The organism is Streptomyces sp. NPDC005492, from assembly GCF_040605995.1.
In the GTDB taxonomy this organism is placed as follows: domain Bacteria; phylum Actinomycetota; class Actinomycetes; order Streptomycetales; family Streptomycetaceae; genus Streptomyces.
In genome coordinates this window covers 18,048-34,475 of record NZ_JBEXDX010000002.1, presented here as the reverse complement: position 1 = coordinate 34,475, position 16,428 = coordinate 18,048, and the positions used below count along the sequence as shown (strand labels likewise).

Annotated in this window: 17 protein-coding genes and 1 pseudogene; 4 read left to right on the top strand and 14 right to left on the bottom strand. The window is 62.4% G+C overall.

All coding sequences use genetic code 11. The annotated features are described in order from the left end of the window. Nucleotides 1-81: 81 nt before the first annotated feature. The 4 genes from ABZT04_RS02895 to ABZT04_RS02880 are packed head-to-tail and all read right to left on the bottom strand — an operon-like array spanning nucleotide 82 to nucleotide 2,439. Entirely contained in the window at nucleotides 82-273 is a 192-nt protein-coding gene (locus ABZT04_RS02895) for a hypothetical protein (RefSeq protein WP_356052238.1), read from the bottom strand. Then, nucleotides 270-1,607 carry an FtsK/SpoIIIE domain-containing protein gene (locus ABZT04_RS02890; protein WP_356052236.1) on the bottom strand — a complete coding sequence of 446 codons (1,338 nt, stop codon included), beginning with the start codon at nucleotides 1,605-1,607 and terminating at the stop codon, nucleotides 270-272. The genes ABZT04_RS02895 and ABZT04_RS02890 overlap by 4 nt, the downstream gene beginning before the upstream one ends. Next, entirely contained in the window at nucleotides 1,607-2,056 is a 450-nt protein-coding gene (locus ABZT04_RS02885; RefSeq protein ID WP_356052233.1) for a hypothetical protein, read from the bottom strand. Before ABZT04_RS02885 ends, ABZT04_RS02890 begins: the two co-directional genes overlap by 1 nt. Beyond that, nucleotides 2,056-2,439 (bottom strand): hypothetical protein, encoded by a 384-nt coding sequence (locus ABZT04_RS02880; RefSeq protein WP_356052231.1) that lies wholly within the window; start codon nucleotides 2,437-2,439, stop codon nucleotides 2,056-2,058. The genes ABZT04_RS02885 and ABZT04_RS02880 overlap by 1 nt, the downstream gene beginning before the upstream one ends. Nucleotides 2,440-2,699: 260 nt before the next feature. Here ABZT04_RS02880 and ABZT04_RS02875 point away from each other — a divergent pair, with 260 nt between their 5' ends. Further along, the gene (locus tag ABZT04_RS02875; RefSeq protein WP_356052224.1) at nucleotides 2,700-3,509 is read left to right on the top strand and encodes a GntR family transcriptional regulator; all 810 of its coding nucleotides are present in this window, start codon (nucleotides 2,700-2,702) and stop codon (nucleotides 3,507-3,509) included. 69 nt (nucleotides 3,510-3,578) lie between these two features. Here the strand turns inward: ABZT04_RS02875 and ABZT04_RS02870 are convergent, their stop codons facing one another. After that, on the bottom strand, nucleotides 3,579-4,502 hold the full coding sequence (locus tag ABZT04_RS02870) for an HNH endonuclease (RefSeq protein ID WP_356052215.1): 924 nt from the start codon (nucleotides 4,500-4,502) through the stop codon (nucleotides 3,579-3,581). Between the two features lie 208 nt (nucleotides 4,503-4,710). On the opposite strand from ABZT04_RS02870, the gene ABZT04_RS02865 reads away from it, so the two are divergent. Further along, a complete protein-coding gene (locus ABZT04_RS02865) occupies nucleotides 4,711-5,313 on the top strand; it encodes a hypothetical protein (RefSeq protein WP_356052213.1) in 603 nt (200 codons plus the stop codon). A 26-nt stretch (nucleotides 5,314-5,339) separates the two neighbouring features. On the opposite strand, the gene ABZT04_RS02860 is transcribed toward ABZT04_RS02865, so the two are convergent. The 6 genes from ABZT04_RS02860 to ABZT04_RS02835 all read right to left on the bottom strand — a co-directional run bounded on the left by ABZT04_RS02860 (nucleotide 5,340) and on the right by ABZT04_RS02835 (nucleotide 13,149). Further along, nucleotides 5,340-6,905, bottom strand: coding sequence for an AAA family ATPase (locus ABZT04_RS02860; protein ID WP_356052210.1), 1,566 nt, complete (start codon nucleotides 6,903-6,905; stop codon nucleotides 5,340-5,342). A 2,209-nt stretch (nucleotides 6,906-9,114) separates the two neighbouring features. Beyond that, nucleotides 9,115-9,495: an SH3 domain-containing protein gene (locus ABZT04_RS02855; protein WP_356052208.1), complete on the bottom strand. Its 381-nt coding sequence runs from the start codon at nucleotides 9,493-9,495 to the stop codon at nucleotides 9,115-9,117. Between the two features lie 219 nt (nucleotides 9,496-9,714). Continuing rightward, on the bottom strand, nucleotides 9,715-10,521 hold the full coding sequence (locus ABZT04_RS02850; protein ID WP_356052205.1) for an aminoglycoside phosphotransferase: 807 nt from the start codon (nucleotides 10,519-10,521) through the stop codon (nucleotides 9,715-9,717). An 84-nt stretch (nucleotides 10,522-10,605) separates the two neighbouring features. Continuing rightward, entirely contained in the window at nucleotides 10,606-10,800 is a 195-nt protein-coding gene (locus ABZT04_RS02845) for a hypothetical protein (RefSeq protein WP_356052203.1), read from the bottom strand. Beyond that, on the bottom strand, nucleotides 10,797-11,915 hold the full coding sequence (locus ABZT04_RS02840; protein ID WP_356052201.1) for a radical SAM protein: 1,119 nt from the start codon (nucleotides 11,913-11,915) through the stop codon (nucleotides 10,797-10,799). The genes ABZT04_RS02845 and ABZT04_RS02840 overlap by 4 nt, the downstream gene beginning before the upstream one ends. A 1,054-nt stretch (nucleotides 11,916-12,969) precedes the next feature. Further along, nucleotides 12,970-13,149 (bottom strand): hypothetical protein, encoded by a 180-nt coding sequence (locus ABZT04_RS02835; protein ID WP_356052199.1) that lies wholly within the window; start codon nucleotides 13,147-13,149, stop codon nucleotides 12,970-12,972. Between the two features lie 131 nt (nucleotides 13,150-13,280). Here ABZT04_RS02835 and ABZT04_RS02830 point away from each other — a divergent pair, with 131 nt between their 5' ends. Then, nucleotides 13,281-14,096 (top strand): helix-turn-helix transcriptional regulator, encoded by an 816-nt coding sequence (locus tag ABZT04_RS02830; RefSeq protein ID WP_356052197.1) that lies wholly within the window; start codon nucleotides 13,281-13,283, stop codon nucleotides 14,094-14,096. Then, a complete protein-coding gene (locus ABZT04_RS02825) occupies nucleotides 14,093-14,308 on the top strand; it encodes a DUF397 domain-containing protein (protein ID WP_329253993.1) in 216 nt (71 codons plus the stop codon). The genes ABZT04_RS02830 and ABZT04_RS02825 overlap by 4 nt, the downstream gene beginning before the upstream one ends. A 146-nt stretch (nucleotides 14,309-14,454) precedes the next feature. Here ABZT04_RS02825 and ABZT04_RS02820 read toward each other — a convergent pair whose 3' ends face one another. From ABZT04_RS02820 to ABZT04_RS02810, 3 genes and pseudogenes are all read right to left on the bottom strand, one after another. Beyond that, nucleotides 14,455-15,426, bottom strand: coding sequence for a pirin family protein (locus tag ABZT04_RS02820; protein ID WP_356052196.1), 972 nt, complete (start codon nucleotides 15,424-15,426; stop codon nucleotides 14,455-14,457). 75 nt (nucleotides 15,427-15,501) lie between these two features. Further along, nucleotides 15,502-15,726 (bottom strand): annotated as a pseudogene (locus ABZT04_RS02815) (pirin family protein); the annotation flags it as partial. 115 nt (nucleotides 15,727-15,841) lie between these two features. Further along, nucleotides 15,842-16,315 carry an SseB family protein gene (locus tag ABZT04_RS02810; protein WP_019073480.1) on the bottom strand — a complete coding sequence of 158 codons (474 nt, stop codon included), beginning with the start codon at nucleotides 16,313-16,315 and terminating at the stop codon, nucleotides 15,842-15,844. Nucleotides 16,316-16,428 lie beyond the last annotated feature (113 nt).

Here is a 16,428-nt window from a genome sequence, read left to right as displayed (position 1 = left end):
GCTTGGCTTCACTTAGCTAAAAGAATAAATTTCATGTAATTGAGAGATTGCCTCTTGCGCCTCAGCAGTTGTTCCCCTACATCAGCTAAGGAAGATTCCGCCGATTTCCTGCACCATGAACCACACGGGATATGCGAACGGGGTTCCGGCCAGCAGGAATCCGAACAGTGAAATAAGGGTTGCCTGGTACCAGCGGATTTCCCGTGACCGGGCGACCATGACGACGTACAGCAACAGGAACAGGTCGACGACCCACATGTCTGTCTGATTCATGACGCTGTCTCTCCTTTCTGGAATGTCGCGGAGTCGGGTTGGATCAGGAACGGATTCGCCGGAGGGTCGGTCCGGGCGATCTCGGCCGTATCGGCAGGAGTGACCAGTCGGGACCGAGCGCGCATCCACCGGCCGCCCATGGCGACCACAGCCACGCCCTGTTCGTCCTCCGTGATGTTCTGCGCGGTGATCACGGCGTCCGGGTTGATATCCCCGAGGGTCATCTCTGCTGACGCTTCGTCATGCGCTCGATGCGCGACGCGTCCGCCGAGCTGTGCGCGCAGCGCGGTCACGCGGGGGCCGATATCGGAGCCGACCCGCTGGCCGGCCACCACCAGGTGCACGCCGAGCGCCGCGCCGAGTTGGGCGACGCGCAGGAGGAGCGTTCCGCACTGCTCCGCCTCATCCCGCGATTCGCGCGAGCCGTCCGTGAGGTACAGCTCTGCCAGCTCATCGACGATGACGATCAGGGGCGCCGGCCGGTCGTAGGGGGGCAGTTCCCAGATGGACCGCTTGCACGCCGCCCGGCACACCCGCATGCGTTCTTGGATCTCGTCGACCACGCCGGACAACAGGCCGAGTGCCTGTGTGCGGTCGATCGCCAGCGCGGACAGGCGCCCGCCGAAGAGGCCGAGTTCCATGCCGCCCTTGCAGTCGATGCCCACCAGGGCGACCGGCTGGGGTGCCAGCGCGAGCACCAGGGAGGCCAGCAGGGACGACTTGCCGGACTGTGTGGCCCCCGTGATCAGCCAGTGGGGAACGCGCCGCAGGTCGATCAGCCATGGCTCGCCGTCCTCGATGCGGCCCACGTCAGCGGACAGGAGTACAGGCAACGGCCCCCGGGCAGAGGGGACTTCACCAGTCAGCGGATCGTGGGCCGTGACATGGATGAGGACCTGCCCCCGGCGAGGTGAGGTGACCCGCACGCCGTAGACCCGCCAGGCGTGTTCCATGGCAGGGGCCGCCTGGTAGTACGGCGCCGGAGTCTGCCCCGGATGCAGAAGCACCCGCAGCCGCAGCCCGGTCTTCGTCGGCACCGGCCAGACCAGCCGAGGAGGCCTAGGCCGCAGCGCCGTCCCCTGCACCACCAGGTCGCGGCCGATCACACGGCGATCGGGCCGCATGCTCACCGACAGCCCGTTCAGGTAGGCCAGCCGCCGCCAGGTCGTGAGGACCCGCAGCGCGGTTTCCGGATAACCGGTCAGCCACCACCGCCACGGCCACCGCCGAAGCAGCCCGCTCCGAGCCTCCAGACGCGGTCCCCACGACTTCCGAGTCACGATGCCGAGCAGGACCAGCGCGAACAGCACCCACGCGATCACGGAGCCGAGCATCACTCCGCCTCCCCTTCCTGGGTCTGCGCCAGCACGAGCCGGGCACGCATCATGGCCGCTTCGGCGTGACGGGCCGCCAGGGACAGCAGGAACCGGATCGTGGGTATGTCATCGGAGGTGGTCAGCAGTGCTTCGGTACCGGCCAGCGTCCGCAGGTCCCGCAGCAACGAGCCGAAAGGCCCGTCCACGCCGAACGGCGAGTCGTCCCCGTGGGGCATGTCCAAGGCGGTGGTGCCCGTCGCCGTCCGCATCTCGCGCGCCATGCGCTCGGCCTCTTCGGCGATGCGCTCCGCGCACGGCTCTTTGCATGCGAAAACCTGAGACTCGTCCGCAGGCGACCGGCCGACCGCAATCGACGTGACCCGATTGATCAAGAAGTTCGCGCTGCACACCACGCAGGCCAGACCGTCAGCCTGCGGGCCGCTCAGGTGCCAGAAATAGCGCTCCATCACGAATCACCGCCCGCCGACTTGCCACGCAGACCGGCCGGAGCAGCAGCCGGCGCCGCCCCGCCGCCCGAAGCCGACACGGGGATGATTGCATCGGCCCGGTAGGTGGTACCGGTCCGGCCGTCGACCGCCCATTCGTTGGCCCACAGGTTCGTGACCTGTATTTCACTGCCCTCCGTGACGCCCTGCGGCTGACCGCTGGTGACCACGTGAACGACATCCGTACGCCGCCCTGTCACCTGTCGGATGGACAGACCCGTGATCCACAACGGGTTGCCCTCACGGTCACGGCGCTGGTCACCTTCCAGCGTCGTACGCGGTTCCGGAGCGATCACACAACGGATCGCACCCAGCCGCGCGACATCGATCGGCTTGTTATCCATGGGAGTTCGCCTCTCTCCTCAGTACGCACCCCACCCGAACGTTCATCCGAGTGGACTGGAGCGATCATTTTCACTCGCAAACACTACGGCGGTCAACCACTTATCCGGATGAGCCGAGCGTGATGTATGGCAGACGGACGACCACTTATCCTCATGAGTGGCAAGGCAGTCCCCCACCACGTACCACTGACAACCGGCCCGACGACCAAGCACCGGCCACCCGTTGACCCACCTACCGGCGACCGACAAGGACACCCGACATGGCAGCAGCCCGAGAGCACATCGAACGAGCCCCTTCCATGTACATGCAGGTCGCTCAGCGGATGGCCGGAGACATCAGGCGAGGCCGCTACCAGCCCGGCGAGCTGCTCCCGTCCGAGGCCGCGATGGTGCAGATGTACGGCATCGGCAAGCACACCGCACGATCCGCCGTTGCCGAGCTGCGCCGCATGGGGCTGGTCGAATCGCAGCAGGGCAAGGGCAGCATCGTCCTTCCCTCCGGCGGAGTCCTGCCGGCGACCCGTGTTGAGCGCTCCATCCAGCGCACCAGTAAGGGGAGTTGGCGCCTGCCCGAGACCGCCGAGACGGAGCCGCCCGCCGTCAGCCGGACCACGCTGGAGGGGCCCCCGGCACTCTTGTTGAGCCAGCAGGACCAGGACGCCATCAGCGTTGATCGCATGATCCACGACCCGGCGACCGGCGCCCGCATGGCCCACCGCGTCCTGATCCCCTTGTCCACCGCAGCCGACGTTCCTTCGATCGCCGAGCAGCCCGACGCGGAGATCAGCGACCTGTACCAGCAGCTTGCCGACGCAGGACTCAATCTGATGTTCACCGAGCACGTCACCGCCCGCACCCCCTACCCGGACGAGCGGACCGCACTGGGCATCGGCGACGCCAGCCCGCTCCTGATCACCTACCGCGTCACCAGCGACACGGACCAGGAACGCCCGCTGCTGTGCGAGGAGTTGAAGGCGCCCGCCGTCACCTGCCAGCTCACCTACCCCATGACGCCGACCAAGGTCCCCGCCGCCAAGCGCCCCGCCCGTCGCCGAGCTATCTCGGAGTGACTCTCTACTTGCACAATTTTCGACCTGCTCTTTTGTAGCGCAGCTAATTCACTGGCGTGTGTTCTGGCGCTAAGGAATCGCCCTATCAAGCAAGTACATGGGCTTTTTCGGCCAAGATGCGAGTTGGCCGCTCAACATGGCAGAAACTCCTCCCTCTTCATTGCGCATTCCGGAGATCGATTCCGCAAGCTCTTGCAGGGACATTATTCCCCAAGGATCTGGCAGGAATACCGAGTATTGCCCGATGGCTACGTGGACACTGCTCAGGTTCTCTGGTTCTCGAACAATCATGACTGATCGAGAACCGCTATCAGCGGTAGGGTTGAATCCAATGACAAGCGGCAGCTCTGGCAGTGAATCAGATTTCAACAGTTCACGAATCGGATCAAGCGCTGGTCGAAGGATGTAGCGCCAGCCCAAGGCGGAGAATGCCGCCAAGTAGGCGGACCGAATCCATGACACATCCGCATGCTGAGGTGAAAATCGCTCCGCCAGCTCGAAATTGAACTGAGGCGCTTCACCTCGTTCGGATGCTTCGCGCAGAGCTCTCTCGTGTGCATCAAGCATCGCCGGGTCATTTCGCCTTGGGACGCCCTGCATGAACCATCCTGCCCCCGAACTCTGCACTTCGCCTCGTACAGAGATTCCGTCCGCCAAGAATACAGCACGCACAGGTCGGTTGGTTTGCCTTCCTAGTAGAAGATTGTGTACTTCTGCGCGCTTTATTGCATGAGCGTCAAAGTGTCGCCCCGCGTCGTTGTTGCAGCGCTTACACGTGAGCAACATTCCCTTTCCGCCGAGCGCATCGGGCGGCACGTGTTCGATGGTAAGTACCTGCGATTCAATCGCTTCGAAGGGGTAGGCTATTAGGCAGCACGGGCACGCGTAGTAGCGGTCTTCAGTGGTCGGCAGCCGATCAGCAAGCCCAAGCTGTTCGAGCGCTCTTCGGAAGAGTGGTGCTCCCTCGTTGAACCAATGCTCTCGCTTGTCCATGCCCAGATTATGACTCGTCAGCAGTGCCGGCGCTGTGCTTTTCACCAGGACTACGTCAACACGGAACTAAGAGCGCTCCCCTGAGTGGATGACCTCCTTCCCCACCTCTAGCTACTCGACAGGGAGAGGAAAGCTAGAGCCGCAACGGTCACCGTTTGCGCGGCCATGAACCCTGGACAGAGGGCCCAGAGGTGCGCACACTCGGGGCATGGATTCTGGTCTGGCGGCGGTACTTGGAGCTATAGCGGCCTCAGTGGGCAGTGTCGCAACTGCCTTTGCGCAGCACGAAACGGCGCGCATCTCTGCAAGGGCTGAACATCGACGGGAAAGGCGACAACCGCGCCATGATACTTACCGAGCCTTCATTCAGCAGGTCATGCTTGTCAAAGAACGAGTGACCTACGACGAATACGAGGATACGACATTCAGCGAGGAGGAGGCCTTGATCAAGTCCGTGCATGAAAGCTGGATTGACGTGGGCCTCTTGGGGCCTCAACCCGTTATTTCTGCCGCATCACGACTCCGTGATGACGCTCTAGAAGTAGTTCAACTGATGGCAATTACTCGCCACTTGCAAGAGCGGGTTACATACATGGACGAGGAAGACGACGACCTTGAAGAGGAGTTAGGAAAATACAGCTCTTCGGTGGATTACCTTTACGAATCCGCACAGACGTTGACTAAAAGCGCCGATCAATTCAGTACAATCGCCAGCGCGTCGCTGGACGATGACGGGACAGTGCGCCGGTTTACTAGTAAGAAGCGAAGCCGCAAACGAGTCGCGTCAAACAGTCCGACCGTTCCGGGATAGGAAGTTCCTGAATACGCTACTTATGGTTAGCCGTCGAACAGGGTGGATTCAATCTCTTGAAGCATAGCGATTACTTCGGCGGCTGACTCGGCCAGTTCCTCGCGGGCGGTGTCACGATTGGCATCGCACCAGTCCTGTACAGCTTGACGAAGCTCGCTCTTCGCTTCCTGTCGCTCAAGGCCCTTAGGTAGGCTGAAAGCAGCCGCTGTCTGCTCTGCAAATCGTGGTGGGTAGTAGTCCTCAAACTGCTCTTTCTCAAAACAACGGAACCGGTCGGCAGGCCAAGTTGTATATTTTCCCTTTAGCTTATCGACTACGCTTTGCCCGCTCTCGTCACCATCCACCACTACCCAAGCCCTATGCTTCAGCTCCTCTTCTCGGTGGATGAAGAGCACCAACTTGGCAAACTCCCTGAAGGTGGGCGGCACGTCACCCGTTCCCCCAGCTCCAATCGTGCGAATTCGGGTGAGCTTGGGCGCAAACCACGGAATTAGGTAGTCCCGGATGAGACGCTCGGCCGACGCTTCCTCCAAGATGAGCCAGCCTTCTGCCAAGTCGAAATCATGAAGGTCATAGCCGAGATCACGCAATACCGCGCTACGGTCTTCAGGTGATTCGATGAGCCGAACCGTGGACGTTGGAAGACTTTGAGCATTAACGCCTTGCTCGACTGCGTACAACCGACTGTCAGGGGCTGAGGCCAAGTACTTGACTACAATGTTCGAGTGAGTCGAGATGATGAATTGGTTAGTGGTCGACTTCTCAATAATGACTTCAAGGAGCGACTTCAGACCTTGCGGATGAATGTCATTCTCGGGCTCCTCGATGAGAAACAAGTTACCATCGGCAACACACAAATCGATGATGAGGCCGAGCACGCCGGCTACCCCCTCACCCATGGACTCGATAGTGATATCGCCAAGCTGTCCAACTGTGAATCCAACCAGTTGGCCGCCATCCACCACTACGTTACCCAGATCCATATTGAGCAGACGAAAGCACAGCGACCTGAATTGATTGCCACCGGGGTGGCCGGCACTCAGAAGGCGGGCGACCTTCGAAGAAAGCTGTTGAAGCGTCCCTGGAACTTGAAGGGCAAGTTGCTTGTTAACAGATTTCTCGTAGTTAGGAACCTTTCGCTTTGAGAGATAGGGGTAGATGAAGTTATCCGGTTCCGTTGAAGGGATCTTCGGGAAGCCGCCATACACCTGATCCTTCGTGCGCAGGACATATTCAGTGGTGGCAGAGGGATGGTCACCATTGCTGGGTCGCTTAAGATGCAGCTCCGCCATGACTTCTGCAATCATCCCATCTTCCTCAAGTCCCGGAACGTTGCCAGCTTCAACAGGGCCGGAAGCATACTTCTTGGCATTGAACTCTCCAAGAATGTACTGAAACGAAGCGCTCTCCGAGTCCAGGCGGATTTCATCTCGATGAATATAATAACTGCCGGGTTGGAGACAGTGGGCTGCCTTAATGAGGGCCGATTTTCCAGCATTGTTTCGCCCGACTAGCACATTGAGCTGCGAAAGCTCAATATTTACTTCCGCGTAGGATTTCCAGCCAGTTACCCTGATCCTTTTAATACGCATGGCCGAGATTATAGGGCAAGTTGTGAGCGACCTGTGTGGTTGGTCAGCCCAAGACTCGATCAGGAAATGTCAGCCCTGATGAGCGGCTGCTAGCACTCGTGATCACCCGCCCTGTGAACGCCGCTGACGACGCCGACCGCGCCGGCCGCCCACGCCCAAGCAGCCTAAAGCCTGACTCCCAGTTGCCAGCTCACCTACCTCCAGGACACCGACGAGGCCCCCCGCAGCCAAGCGCCCCGCCCGTCGCCGCCCCGCATCGGAGTAACTTCTCTTTACTTGCTCAAGGGCGCGCCTTCGGCGCGCCGGGCGGTCCTGCCGCCCCGGTCGGGCGTGCGGCCTTCGGCCGATCCCGCCCGGTCGGCAACCGCCCGACACCCCACACATCCTGACCAAAGGAAAGAAGCCCCCCGCGAAGCTGTCGCGAGGGGCTTCAGCGTTGCCCGTTGGCTCACAGGGCTAGTCGATCAGGTTAGGCACTCGTCAGAGCCTTGCCCCTACTCACCCCGGCGAGCGTCATCCTGCGATTGTGACTGTTCCTCTCGTCGCTCCCCCTTCCGGAGCCGCAGATATTCCAAGAGGTCACGCCACCACCGGGGGAGATGCGCCGTTGGAGGAATCACGATCTTTAGGATCTGCGCCACACACCGAGTGATGACGATAAGGAAAACAAGAAACCAGACTGCCCACCAGGGGGTACCCGGTGGAAGTTCGATATGAGTTGGTAGCACTACGCCCTCCGGTAACAACCGGGGACGGCTCGACTACGCCGCTTGAGCCTCTCCCGAAAGGCACGCTTTTGAGCCGTCCCACTCCCGCCTTGTAAGCAGGGAGGGGAACGTGCCCGGAGCCCGAGGAACTTGGGGCGCCGCTAGGCGTATCCGACCGCAGGGAGCCCGGTCATGACCAGCGTCATGGTGTGAGGGCGGCAGCAGAGCTGCACGAAGTTCTGCGATCAGCCTCGCGATCTTCAAGAGAAGCAGCAGAAGCGGATCCGGATACTCGCGTCCAACCGAACGGAGTAGCTTCGCGAGGGCCGCTTGAGTTAAATCTTCAGGGAACGCAAGGTTGCTGCTCTCCAGGGAGCTACGCAATTCTTCCCGCGCCTCAATCAGACGCTCACGCAACCGCCGCCAGTTGAGCTGCGCTTCTCCGTTGCCCATAGCCGGAGCATAGGGCAACAAAGTCTCCCTCCATACCCCGACCGAGATTTGTCATATCTTCCGACCGGAACTCAAAACCGAAGAATCCATGGTTGCGGGCGGTGGTACCAGGGGTGCTACAGCACACCCCTGGACCCCGCCCAGGCGTGACAACCTCAATCGCAGATGCGGTTTCGTCGTGGCCCGGATCCGTGTGCGATTGAGCCCATCACGCACGTTGACCAGTCACTTTCCGCCACGATCGGGTACCCAACGGACCACAGCCATGCGTCGGCCCAGTCTGCCCAAGCAGTCGTTGCCGTTACCTGGTGCAGCTCTGCGTGTGCTGCCGAACAGCGAAGATCACAGGTCCCGCACCCGTGATCTTGATTCGCTTCCGGCACCCCGCGCACACGATGAATTCCCCGTGCCGATCGGTCTCGACGCGCACCCGAGAGCCCTTCGCCGTCTTCCAGTCGTCCCGCGCCATCCCCGCTCCCCTTCCCGCTCATCTCCCAGCATGAGTCATCACCCCCGCCGTAACACCCGAGCTATCAGCCGTGCATCCTCCGGTCTCAGCCACACCACCGGTTCACCGTGCGCCCCCGCATGAGGCACCGCCCGCACAGCCCGCGCGTCGATGCCGATCGCCTCCAGGGCGCCGTTCACCTCCTCAGCCGCTTCCGCTGCCATGCGCCAACCCGCCACGTAGTCGACCCCCGGCACATACGTGACGTCCTCAGGCTCGCAGTAGTCCCCAACCGATCCGTTCGCCATCGCACACCATCCCCTGTCCCCTTCGTCGCCACTCACACCCCAGGTAGAGCCCGCCACACCACGAGGGGTAAAGCATTTCTTAGCATGAGCAAATAGATCAACAGAATATGCTCACGCGTCACACGAGGGTCCGGCCACGGCGGAGCGGTCACGGAACCGAGCCAATAACCACATCACCTACATACTTTCTTCACTAAATCTCCATACTCTCCGACTGTGATCACACAGGAACGGCCCTCCCCCGCCGCAGCGGAGAAGGGCCGTCGATCTACGTCAGACCTCCCGGTACCCGATCAGTACAGGTACATCTCGGTCACCCAGCCGACGAAGCCCCGAGGGAGACCGCCCGGCGAGGCCTTCACGAGCCGCACCTTGTCCCAGCGCTGCCCGCGACGATCACGCGCCGACGCGATGACACGAACGCGCTGCCCCCGGTAGACCAACCCGAGGATCATCCGGTTCGTGCCCGGACCCGTGCGCACCCGCAACCCGTTCACTGTGGCCGTCTTGTACGGCCCGTCGTTCGCGCTGTTGATCGTGGCCACCTGACTGGACTGGACGCCCGACCGCTCCACGTCCGGGGCCGCCGCCGACGCACCCGAGACACCCACCAGGCCGACGCCGGCCACCAACGCAGTAGACACGGCCAGCGACCGCAGTGCATTACGTCCCATGATCTATACCCCTTCGGTTCCGAAGAGGACGAGCAGCCGTCAACGTGCCACCAGACAGCCACTCATCCGGATGAGTGGCTAGCATCCGCCCACGAGTCACTAAGGTCAACCACTTATCCGGATGAGTGGCGTCACGCCTGGGATGGTGCGGCTCGGGAGCGGAACAAGCCCAGCCCGCCCGTCGCGGGGGAACGACGGACGGGCAAGGCAGTCGTGGTGTCAGGCGTGCTGCCGGAACGCAGCCCAGCGACGAGCGGCACTGAGCATTCGTGCCGTCCACTCGTCCGCATCGTCGCCCGCGATCTCTTCCCACACGTTCGCGGTCGCCTGAGCGAAGGCAGTGATTCCCTCTGTGGGAGCGACGCGCCACGAGGGGATCTCACGCGCCCACTGTTCGGCCGACTCCGGTTCGTGGTGTCCGGCAGCCATGAGCCACACGACCCAGTACCCGGCATCCAGCCATGCCGCTCCGCGCGTTGCCCATGCCCAGTCGACGAGATACGCGGAGCCGTCAACGATCACGTTGTGGTCGTTCAGGTCCGTGTGAAGCAGCGAGTCACCAGAGAAGTAATCGAGGTCCGACGGCCTGGCGGCGTACACCTCTAGACGTTGCTCCGCCTGCCGCAACTGGATTGCAGGGCAGGCGACTTCCCCGAGTCGGCACAGCAATTCGGCGACCTTGGGCAGGTCTGGTGACTCGGGCGAGTAATCGGCGTGGTGGCCGTGAAGATTCTCGAACCCTAGGAGCACCCAACCGGCTTCTTCGATCTGCCAGAGCAAGGCAGGGGCAATTCCCCGGAGGAACGGATTCACCTCAGCTTCGCGACGCTGAGTCCTTACCCATCTGTGATCGGCGCGCAGTCCCTTGACGAAGAATGACCCGGAGTCTGTGAATACACGCGCTGCAAGTTCGCTGTTGAATCCCTGGCTTACGGTCTCGGTTTTGAGTACGGGACCGGTCTGCCTCTCGACCGCAGCAAGCGCGGCAACTGGCAGATCCTCGAAGGTAATTCGGGTAGTGGCCACAGCTCCCCACACTCTCATGCAACGGACCGCGCGGGCCCCATGGCAAGTCAACGCCATGAAGCCCGCGCGGATCACGCTACTTGCTCATCCCTGATACGGGTTGTCGTCGCCGCAACCGGCGAGGGTGGCCGGAGTCAGCGACTCCACGTTCTCGACGATGACGAGCCCGGCCGTCTCGGTGCTCGCCGGCCGAACGGCGGGCGGGGGGCTCAGCGGAAGGGGCGGCACCATCATCCCCGATACGGGGCGGGCGGTGATCTCGACAGCGACAGCGGTCATGCGACAGCTCCCTTTTCGTGTTGGCAGTAGTTCGCGAGTGGCGCCTTCGCAGCCTGGTATGCCTTTGCGAGCGGTCGGCACACTCGGCACGTTCCCGAGAGCTGACAGCCACTACAGCCACCAGTGCGAAGCATTTGGGCATCTGCAATCGCGGGCAGACGCAAAAGACCGTCAAGTCCCTCAGCTATCAAGCTGATTGGGTTTTCGCGTCCGATCTTGCACATGGTCGCGAACCCGTGGGGGTCGACGTGAAAGAAGGTGTGTCCGGCCGGACATCCCCCGAACACCGAGGACTTGTCCAAGAGCCCTGGGACTTGTGTCGCAAGTGGGTCCGGGGTTCCGTCGTAGGTGGGGGAGATGTTCGAGTACTCCGAGTATGTTTCGGAGTAGTCCGCTGCCATGGCGCGCATGGATTCCATCTCATGCGCGTTGTGCTTTGTGATGATCAGAGTTAGCTCAAGAGGAATCCCAGCGTCCTTGGCGGACTTGAGCCCCTTGAGCAGGAGCTTGAAAGCTCCCCGCTTCCTGGTCAAAGAGTCGAAGCTCTCTGCTGTTGCACCGTAGAGCGAAACCTTGACCCTGTGTGGCGGCATGTCTCCGAGGAGATCAACCACTTCGGTTCGGTGAAGTCGAGATCCGTTCGTCAAGATCTCGATCATAATCCCCATGCGGTAGGCGTGTTCGTAGGCCGCAGGGAAGTCCCCGTCGATCGTGGGTTCTCCGCCCGTGATCTGAAGCCATAGAACGCCAGCATCGCGAAGCAGGGAGAGGAGTTCCCGCTTTCCGTCCACAGGCAGGCCGGCGAACTTCCGCTCTGCCAGATAGCAGTGTTCGCAGTTGAAGTTGCAGCCCTTGTTGATCTCCCACGACGCGCGGCTGTAGTTGAGCGGGGTCAAGGGACGGGCGAGGACGGCTTCCCTGCTGGCACAGCCGGAGAGTTCGACGCCCCAAGCCTGCCGCGCCGCGTCCGACAGCCACCCCGGAACCGAGTCCCCGTCCTCAACCGCCTTCGACAACTCACGGAACATCGCGTACGGAATCTGAATCCCTTGCCGAGCGCCCGGACGCACGATGACGAACTTGTCGTGCTGCGGGCTCACGATCACCTGGTGCATCTGTCCTCCGCTTCAACTTCCAGCCCGTTCGGCTACCGCCGTCATCAGATAGCCGAACGGGGGTCTAATGGGGGTGCCCTTCGGGTTGCTCGTGTCCGTCTTGGTCTCCACCCGGTTCACCCGAACCGAAATACGGGTCTTGTGCGGGAAGGAAGATTTCCGGGCTGCATTCTCCGCATCCAGTGCACGAACCGCCCGCTGTTGCTTGGCACGCCATTTACTCGAATCGCTCCCATGAATGTCCGCCCCTGTGTTGGCTGTACAGCCAACAAGCGTCTTCTTGCACGGGGCTTCGTGACGGACAGTACGTTTTGCGGTGCACCTTGACGTCGTTGCCGTCTTCGCACCATGTGACCCACGCAGCGCCTTCATTGTCCGGCCCCAGGTCGAGCAGTAGCGCGGCATGGTCACCGAACGGGTGCCGGTCGATTTCGCACGTAACGCGGTCCGGAACGATGACAGGGATTTTCTCGCTGTGAGGGAACGCCAGAGCCGTTTCGCGTAGGCCCTCAGGCACGTCTAAAGCGGCACTGCATCCCATTAGCATCGAGGTCACTCTCACGTAGTGACCCGCCTTACTTGCGCCGGTTGCAGGTCCGTCGGCATTCCACTGACGGTCAATTCCGCAAAGTCCTCAAAGGTGCGCCGGAAGTGCATGTGCCCGGTGTCCCGCATGTGACTTCGCATCCAGTCATCGACCTCCGTGGGGTTGTCGAACCCCTCCGACTTCGCTCCGCACGGATCTTCGGCACCTGCCACGCACGCTGCGGAGTACTCGGGTGTAACCGTGGGGTCTTGCCGGGTTGTGAAGTGAACGAAGCGGAAAACGCTCCTAGTGACCATCAGATTGCCCCCGTGCTGCGTGCGTTGATTTCAGCGAGGGCACCCCTCAGAGCGTCGGAAAGCTCAACAGGCTCGACGTCGTCAGGAAGGACGTCCCATTCCCGCCCACCCTGAACGGGCCGGAGTTGGACACGTCCGCCAACATGCCCCATGACGCGACCCACCTTGTCCTTCCGGGTGTCTCGCGCTGTGGTCCCGACGTCAGGAAGCTTCATGCGATCAACCGCCGCAATCCGGCTTCCACTGCCCGAAGGTCAACCGTGTGCGAGTCGATCCAGCCGCCGCGCGGTCTCCAATCGAGCAAGGCATGCGGGCCCAATTCCCGCTGTAGCGCGACCAACTCCGCCACGTCGTCCGGCGTGCTTGTGGTCACGGTGGTGGTGCTGGTCATGGTCGGTTGCCGTACCTTCCGCGTCTCGCTGCTGTGTGTGACTTCTCCCTCACACCATGGCGGGCGGACGCGTACGCTCAACAGAGGGAAAGGGTTTCCAACGCAGGTGGAAAGGCTGGTGAGTTGAACAGGTGAGCGACGAGCCGGAGCCGGCGAACGGCCTTGAGTGGTTCGGGCAAGAGCTAGCCGCAGCGTTGGAGCACAAAGGGGCGACTCAACAGGAGTTGGCGGATTTCACCGGCTACAAGGCCCCGTACGTGTCGAAGGTCAAGAACGGCAAAGCACTTCCGTCACTCCACTTCGCCGAGGGGTGCGACCGCTTCTTCAACACCCCTGGCTCCTTCACGCGGCTGTTGATCAGGATCTCGCAGCACGGGCACCCCGAGTGGTTCGTGCCGTACGTGGAGTTGGAGAAGTCGGCAACCAAGATCGAGGACTACAGCACTAGCTTCGTCATGGGCATGTTGCAGACACCGGAGTACGCGCAAGCGGTCTTCCGAGCGGCACATCCTCGCGAGACTGAAAGCCAGATCAAGGCGCGGGTTGAACTTCGTCTCCGCCGCCGTGACGTCCTGGACCGGCCGGAGCCGCCGTTCCTGTGGGTCATCTTCCATGAGGCCGTGTTGCGCACGACCGTCGGCAATCCGGGAACCATGGCCGGACAGCTACAGCACCTTGTGCACATGGCGGAAAGCCCGCACGTCACGCTTCAGGTTCTGGCCTTCGAGGCGGGTGCCCCCGCGTCCGGTCTGCCGTTTATCCTGCTTACGCCAGACGACGGGGCGACGGTCTTGTACTCGGAGACCACCGGCAAGGGGTCCGTCAACGACTCGCCGTCTGCCGTGCGGGATTGGTCGGCTACCTATGAGCGGCTACGTGCGGCAGCAGAGTCAGAGACACGTTCCTTGGCCCTGATCCACTCGATCATGGAGGAGCACGCCAGATGAGCAACACCCCCGCCCCACGCGGCGATGTGTGGGTCAAGAGCACGTACAGCGACGGGCAGGGCGGCAACTGCATCGAGTGGGCACCGTCGTACGCCATGACTCACGGTGTCGTCCCGATACGGGACAGCAAGACCCCCAACGCTCCGGCGCTCATGCTCTCGCCCGAAGGGTTCGCTGGACTTGTGGCGTTCGCGCGCAGCGCCGACGTGTAGCCGATTCAACAGAGAACCCCATGTTTCCTGGTAGGCAGGAAACATGGGGTTCTGTCGTGTCAGGAACCAACCGCCAAGCCCCGCCCCGCACTTGGGGAGCGGGACTTGTCGGTTGGCGACGCTGAATTGCTCAGCTCTGCGAAGGCCTACAGCCCACCCTCGCTCATGCCGTGCACGGCGGGGATGGTGCCCAGCCGACCCTTCTGGAAGTCCTCGAAGGCCTGCTGAAGTTCGTCACGCGTGTTCATGACGAACGGGCCGTAGTGCGCCATCGGCTCACGGATCGGCTGACCGCCGAGGATGACGACCTCAAGGTCAGGGGTGTTCCCGTCCTGCTGCTCGTCCGCGCGAACGGACAACGAGGAGCCGGCACCGAACACGGCCGTCTGCCCCAGGTGGATGGGACGACGCTCCGCGCCCACCGACCCCTTGCCCGCCATGACGTACACCAGGCCGTTGAAGTCCTCCCGCCAGGGCAGGGTGAGTTCCGCACCCGGGGCCACCGTCGCGTGAACCATCGTGATCGGCGTGTGCGTGATTCCAGGGCCCTGGTGGCCGTCCAGCTCACCGGCGATGACCCGCAGCAGAGCGCCACCGTCCGGAGTCGTCAGCAACTGCACCTGACCACCGCGAATGTCCTGGTAGCGCGGAGCCATCATCTTGTCCTTGGCAGGCAGGTTGACCCAGAGCTGAAGCCCATGGAACAGCCCACCGGACACGACGAGGGACTCCGGCGGCGCCTCGATGTGCAACAGGCCCGCGCCCGCCGTCATCCACTGGGTGTCGCCGTTGGTGATGGTGCCGCCACCGCCGTTGGAGTCCTGGTGGTCGAAGACGCCGTCGATGATGTACGTGACGGTCTCGAAGCCACGGTGAGGGTGCCACGGGGTCCCTTTTGGCTCCCCAGGCTGATATTCCACCTCACCCATCTGATCCATCATGATGAACGGGTCGAGGTGGCGGTAGTTGATGCCGGCGAACGCGCGGCGCACCGGGAACCCTTCGCCCTCGAAGCCACTCGGCGCGGTCGTGACAGTGAGCACGGGACGGGCGACAGCGTCAGCCGAGGCAGCCACGCGCGGGAGCGTCAGGGGGTTGTCGACAGTTACAGCAGGCATGGTGACTCTCCTTCAGGTGGAAGTTTCCGCAGCTCAGCGACCGTGTACCGATGTACGCACCCAACTGGTAGAGTCCTTGGGCTCGCCCGGCGCGTACTCCACCTCGCCCATCTGGTCCATCATGATGAACGGGTCGAGGTGGCGGTAGTTGATCCCGGCGAACGCTCGGCGCACCGGGAAGCCCTCACCCTCGAAACCGCTCGGCGCGGTGGCGACGGCGAGCACGGGACGAGCCACGGCGTCGGCCGACGCGGCCACGCGGGGCAGGGTCAGCGGGTTCTCTACGGTCACTGCAGGCATGTCGGGACCTCCTTGTGCGTCGAGTTTAGTTGAGCATTGAACTTTCTGCTACCCCACAACAGAAGAAGCCCGGAGGGCATTCCCTCCGGGCGTTCCGTACAACGAGGCGCAGACGTCAGCCGTACATCCTGCGCATCGCGAACTCCACCATCTGCTCGACCGCCTTCGCGTCGAACACCATCCGGTGCTCGCCCTCCATGTCCACGACGAAGCCGTAGCCGGTCGGCAGCAGGTCGATGACCTCGGCGCCGGTGATCACGAAGTACTTGGACTCCTTGCCGGCGTAGCGGCGCAGTTCCTTGAGCGAGGTGAACATCGGGATCACCGGCTGCTGGGTGTTGTGCAGCGCGAGGAAGCCCGGGTTGTCGCCGCGCGGGCAGTAGACCTTGGAGGTCGCGAAGACCTGCTGGAAGTCCTCGGCGGCCATCTGCCCGGTGGTGAAGGCGCGCACCGCGTCCGCGAGTGAGGGCGGTGACGGCTCGGGGTAGAGCGGCGGCTGCTGGCCGTAGCCGCCCACGCCACCGGCCATCTGCTGCTGGGGCGGGACATACCCCTGCTGGGCCCCAACGTTCTGGTCGTAGCCGTACATGCGAGCAAGAGTACTGAGTCACAGATGGACGGCTTGGGGTTGCTTCTTATTACCGACGGGTAGCATCATCGTAGGTACTGCTTGGTACACATCTTTGAACGCATCGCCGAACG

What these genes read in the sequence shown, in the direction of transcription:
- ABZT04_RS02870 (WP_356052215.1), bottom strand. Translation starts at nt 4,502, where the DNA reads ATGGACAAGCGAGAGCATTGGTTCAACGAGGGAGCACCACTCTTCCGA.
- ABZT04_RS02810 (WP_019073480.1), bottom strand. Translation starts at nt 16,315, where the DNA reads ATGTACGGCTACGACCAGAACGTTGGGGCCCAGCAGGGGTATGTCCCG.
- ABZT04_RS02845 (WP_356052203.1), bottom strand. Translation starts at nt 10,800, where the DNA reads ATGACCGCTGTCGCTGTCGAGATCACCGCCCGCCCCGTATCGGGGATG.
- ABZT04_RS02880 (WP_356052231.1), bottom strand. Translation starts at nt 2,439, where the DNA reads ATGGATAACAAGCCGATCGATGTCGCGCGGCTGGGTGCGATCCGTTGT.
- ABZT04_RS02865 (WP_356052213.1), top strand. Translation starts at nt 4,711, where the DNA reads ATGGATTCTGGTCTGGCGGCGGTACTTGGAGCTATAGCGGCCTCAGTG.
- ABZT04_RS02840 (WP_356052201.1), bottom strand. Translation starts at nt 11,915, where the DNA reads ATGCACCAGGTGATCGTGAGCCCGCAGCACGACAAGTTCGTCATCGTG.
- ABZT04_RS02895 (WP_356052238.1), bottom strand. Translation starts at nt 273, where the DNA reads ATGAATCAGACAGACATGTGGGTCGTCGACCTGTTCCTGTTGCTGTAC.
- ABZT04_RS02860 (WP_356052210.1), bottom strand. Translation starts at nt 6,905, where the DNA reads ATGCGTATTAAAAGGATCAGGGTAACTGGCTGGAAATCCTACGCGGAA.
- ABZT04_RS02825 (WP_329253993.1), top strand. Translation starts at nt 14,093, where the DNA reads ATGAGCAACACCCCCGCCCCACGCGGCGATGTGTGGGTCAAGAGCACG.
- ABZT04_RS02820 (WP_356052196.1), bottom strand. Translation starts at nt 15,426, where the DNA reads ATGCCTGCTGTAACTGTCGACAACCCCCTGACGCTCCCGCGCGTGGCT.
- ABZT04_RS02875 (WP_356052224.1), top strand. Translation starts at nt 2,700, where the DNA reads ATGGCAGCAGCCCGAGAGCACATCGAACGAGCCCCTTCCATGTACATG.
- ABZT04_RS02890 (WP_356052236.1), bottom strand. Translation starts at nt 1,607, where the DNA reads ATGCTCGGCTCCGTGATCGCGTGGGTGCTGTTCGCGCTGGTCCTGCTC.
- ABZT04_RS02885 (WP_356052233.1), bottom strand. Translation starts at nt 2,056, where the DNA reads ATGGAGCGCTATTTCTGGCACCTGAGCGGCCCGCAGGCTGACGGTCTG.
- ABZT04_RS02855 (WP_356052208.1), bottom strand. Translation starts at nt 9,495, where the DNA reads ATGGGACGTAATGCACTGCGGTCGCTGGCCGTGTCTACTGCGTTGGTG.
- ABZT04_RS02835 (WP_356052199.1), bottom strand. Translation starts at nt 13,149, where the DNA reads ATGACCAGCACCACCACCGTGACCACAAGCACGCCGGACGACGTGGCG.